The following is a 4,040-nucleotide window of genomic DNA, read 5'->3' as shown; positions in this document are numbered from 1 at the left end:
GCGCTTTCGTTCGCCAATCTCTATATGTACGGCGGCGGCTTCGACATGACAGCCGCACTTTTGCACAAGGTCATCCCGCTCGAACTGTTTGAAACCCGCCGCCTGCTCGGCGCCGTAGTCGGCATGATCGGCCTGACCGTGACGTGGCGGCTCGGTCGTCGCGTCGGAGGTCCGCTGGCCGGACTCGCGACGCTGCTGCTGCTGGCGCTGTGCCCGACCTTCTACGGCCACATGTTCATGAACCCGAAGGATGCGCCTTTTGCCGTATCCATGGTGATCCTGATGCTTGGCCTGGTACGGCTGGCGGAAGAATATCCGAAGCCGTCGCCGCGCACGATCCTGATTGTCGGTCTCGGCGCCGGCCTGGCGATCGGCTCGCGCATCCTCGCCGGCCTGGCGCTGATCTATGCGCTGATCGGCTTCGTGCCGCTGCTGCTCTGGGAACTGCGCAGCCAGGGTTGGCGCGAAGCCGCCCACCGCTTTGCCCATATGCTCTATGTGCTGCTGCCCGGCCTGGCCTTCGGCTATCTGGTGATGGGCCTGATCTGGCCCTGGTCGATCCTGGAGCCCACCAACCCGCTGCACGCGCTGACCTACTTCTCGGCGTTCTTCGAAAAGCCGTGGAAGGAAATGTTCGACGGCGCGATGATCTCGGTACCGGACATGCCGTGGTCGTATCTGCCGACGCTGTTCGTGCTGCAACTGCCGGAAGTGCTGCTGTTCCTGACCCTGGGCGGGGTCGCGCTGACCATCCTGTCGCTGTCGCGCAACGACGTGTCACCGCGCCGCAAGACCATCCTGCTGATGCTGACCTTCGCGGCGATGCTGCCGTTGCTGATCGCGATGGTGAAACGCCCGGCCTTGTATAATGGCATCCGGCATTTCATCTTCGTGATACCGCCGATGACGGTGCTGGCCGGCGCCGCGTTCGCCTGGGGCATGGACTGGCTGCGCGTCAACCATCGCGGCGCCCAGGCCGCGGCCGTCGCCGTGTTCGCCTTCGGGCTCGCACTCCCGCTGGCGGAAATGATCCGGCTGCACCCCTACCAATACACCCATTTCAACTACATCGCTGGCACGGTGCGTCAGGCCGACGCGCTGTATATGCTGGACTATTGGGGGCTCGCGCTGAAGCAGGCGTCGGATGCGCTGAAAGAAGAGATTACCGAGCGTCAGGAACATCCGCCGGCGGGGCGCAAGTGGAAGGTCGCCGTATGCGGTCCGCAACGACCGGCGCAGGTCGCGCTCGGCCCCGACTTCACCATCGGCTGGGACAGCCACGCCGCCGATTTCGCGATGACGCTGGGGGAGTTCTACTGCAAGGGCCTAACCGCGCCGGTGATCGCCGAGATCAAGCGCGACGACGTGGTGTTCGCCCGTGTCTACGACATCCGCGGCAGCAGCATCTCCAGCCTGCTGGCGATCCCGGCGCCTTAGGGCGGCGGCGACGCCCGTGAGCGACAGAACGGATTGCTATAGCTCATTTTAATAGATATTATGAGCTATAGAAAGGCGTTCTATAGCTCATGAAATGGAACTGGGAACAGCCGGACTGGCCGGACTTTGTCTACGATCCGGCAGCGTTGCAGCCGCTGGAACGTGAGTTCCTGCTGCGATCCGGCGAGTTCATCGGCGCGTTCCGGCATATCGGTGCGGACCAGCAGGACATCCTGCGGATCGAGCTGATCGGCGACGAAGCCCTCAAGACCTCCGAAATCGAAGGCGAAATCCTCAACCGCGACAGCGTGCAGTCCTCGCTGCGCCATCAATTCGGGCTGGGCGCCGCCAGACCCGACATTCCGGCAGCCGAGCGCGGTATCGCCGAGATGATGGTGGACCTGTATCGCGGCTTCGCCGCCCCGCTCGGCCACCAGACATTGTTTGCATGGCATCGCATGCTGCTCGCGGGCGATCGGACAATCCAGGTGATTGGCGGCTATCGGACCCACGCCGATCCGATGCAGGTCGTATCCGGCCCGATCCAGCAGCGCAGCGTGCATTTCGAGGCGCCGCCCTCGGCGCGCGTGACCGGGGAAATGACGCATTTCATCGACTGGTTCAACCGCACCGCGCCCGACGGAATACAGCCGCTGCCCGCGCTGACGCGGGCCTCGATGGCGCATTTGTATTTCGTGTGCATTCATCCGTTCGAGGACGGCAACGGCCGCATCGGTCGCGCCATCGCCGAAAAATCACTGGCGCAGAATATCGGGCAGCCCAGCCTGATCGCGCTGGCCTATACGATCGAGCGCAAGCGAAAGAACTATTATGCCGCGCTCGAGCACGATAACAAGGATCTGGAGATCAACGGCTGGCTGAATTACTTCGCCGGCACCATCCTGCGGGCGCAAATCACCACCATCGGCCGCGTCGATTTCTACGTCGCCAAGGCCAGGTTCTATGAACGACACCGCGACCAGCTCAACGCCCGGCAAAGCAAGGTCATCGAGCGCCTGTTTCGGGAGGGAGTGGATGGCTTCAAGGGCGGCCTGAGCGCCGACAACTACATCACCATCACCGATACGTCGCGCGCGACAGCGACGCGGGATCTGCGGGACCTGGTCGAGCAAGGCGCTCTCAGCAAGACCGGCGAGTTGCGTTACACGCGCTACCGTCTCAAGCTGTGCTGAGCGCCGGCAGGTAGCGACGGCCGCCTCCGACGCCGGAAAGCATGACTGCCGCGCAAATACCCCCGCTTGCTAGCCGCCCAGGCACCGGACTAGGCTTGCCTCTAATCATGATAAACAATGAATGGGAGAACCAGATGTCGCCAGCCGAAGCCCACCTCAAGGAAGTGCCGTCCACCATGGCCGAGGCCGAATGGGAGCAGCGCGTCAATCTGGCCGCCGCCTATCGTCTGGTGGCCTATTACGGCTGGGACGATCTGGTGGACACCCACATCTCCGCCCGCGTCCCCGGCCCCGAGCATCACTTCCTGATCAACCCCTACGGGCTGATGTTCGACGAAATCACCGCCTCCAGCCTGGTCAAGGTCGACCTGCATGGCAACCAGCTCAGCGAGAGCGACTACAGCATCAATCCGGCCGGCTTCACCATCCATTCGGCGATCCACGAAGTGCGCGAGGACGCCGGTTGCGTGATGCATCTGCACACCCCGGACGGCACCGCCGTGGCCTCCTGCCTGGAAGGCCTGCAGCCGCTGAACCAGACCGCGCAGCTTGTCACCCACGATCTGGCCTATCATGATTATGAGGGCATCGCGCTGGACCATGACGAGCGCCCGCGGCTGCAGAAGGACATCGGCGACCACAACTTCATGCTGCTGCGCAACCACGGCACGCTGACGGTCGGCCGTTCCGTCGCCTCGGCCTTCGAGCGCATGTTCCATCTCGAACGCGCCTGCACCATGCAGGTGCGCACCCGCATGCTCGGCCCGGTCGCCTACCCGGTCGACCAGGCGGTGATCGACAAGAATACCCAGGTGGTGTCGAACCCCGACCGCGCCGAACTGCGCTCGACCCGGCTGGTCTGGCCGCCGCTGCTGCGCAAACTCGACCGCCTCGACCCCTCTTACAAGAACTGAGATTCTTGCTATAGTGAGGTCACACAACCTCTGCACTGAATCAAAACGCCGTCCAATTCCGGACGGCGTTTTCATGTTTTGGGATGTGATTGCATCGCGCGCCCGCATCACCGGATGTCGCACTGCTCTGCCAACTGGCGCCGCTTACGGGCGCATGAACATGAAGTCGGTCTCGGGATCGCAATTGTCGGCGACAAAGCGGAGCTCCGATTGCACGTCGGATACCGGCCGGGTTCCGAGATAGGTGCCGACCACCAGACCCAGCAAGGACCGGCAGACACTATCGGGATCGGCCCCGCTCGCATGAGCTTCGGCGATCGCCGCCGAAAAATGGCGTTTGGCGATTTCTGTTGCGGACATCGAAGCCTCCCTTTTTGTCGTTCTGTCAGGAAGGCGCGGCGTAGCCATTGATGTGCGTCAAGCAGGAAGCCGGTGTGGTGCTGTCATTCCGGGGCGGAAGCGGCGATAGCCGCGACCGAACCCGGAATCCCGAAAT

General features: G+C 63.1%; 4 protein-coding genes. 3 read left to right on the top strand and 1 reads right to left on the bottom strand.

Going from position 1 to position 4,040, the window contains the following annotated elements; translation table 11 throughout:
- The 3 genes from Q0S16_RS15660 to Q0S16_RS15650 all read left to right on the top strand — a co-directional run.
- The coding region (locus tag Q0S16_RS15660; protein WP_295849864.1) for a glycosyltransferase family 39 protein at window positions 1-1,437 on the top strand (1,437 nt) is incomplete at its 5' end.
- A gap of 89 nt (window positions 1,438-1,526) precedes the next feature.
- Complete coding sequence (locus tag Q0S16_RS15655; protein ID WP_295849863.1) at window positions 1,527-2,630, top strand: Fic family protein; 1,104 nt, start codon at window positions 1,527-1,529, stop codon at window positions 2,628-2,630.
- Window positions 2,631-2,764: 134 nt separating this feature from the next.
- Window positions 2,765-3,544, top strand: a complete 780-nt coding sequence (locus Q0S16_RS15650; RefSeq protein ID WP_295849860.1) for a class II aldolase/adducin family protein — start codon at window positions 2,765-2,767, stop codon at window positions 3,542-3,544.
- Window positions 3,545-3,688: 144 nt separating this feature from the next.
- Here the strand turns inward: Q0S16_RS15650 and Q0S16_RS15645 are convergent, their stop codons facing one another.
- Window positions 3,689-3,904 (bottom strand): hypothetical protein, encoded by a 216-nt coding sequence (locus Q0S16_RS15645; protein WP_295849858.1) that lies wholly within the window; start codon window positions 3,902-3,904, stop codon window positions 3,689-3,691.
- Window positions 3,905-4,040: the final 136 nt, after the last annotated feature.

The organism is Tardiphaga sp. (assembly GCF_025356345.1).
Lineage (GTDB): Bacteria > Pseudomonadota > Alphaproteobacteria > Rhizobiales > Xanthobacteraceae > Tardiphaga.
This window is presented reverse-complemented; position numbering and strand designations above follow the sequence as displayed.

Coding starts and splice junctions, on each gene's coding strand:
- Q0S16_RS15645 (WP_295849858.1), bottom strand. CDS start 3,904: ATGTCCGCAACAGAAATCGCCAAACGCCATTTTTCGGCGGCGATCGCC.
- Q0S16_RS15650 (WP_295849860.1), top strand. CDS start 2,765: ATGTCGCCAGCCGAAGCCCACCTCAAGGAAGTGCCGTCCACCATGGCC.
- Q0S16_RS15655 (WP_295849863.1), top strand. CDS start 1,527: ATGAAATGGAACTGGGAACAGCCGGACTGGCCGGACTTTGTCTACGAT.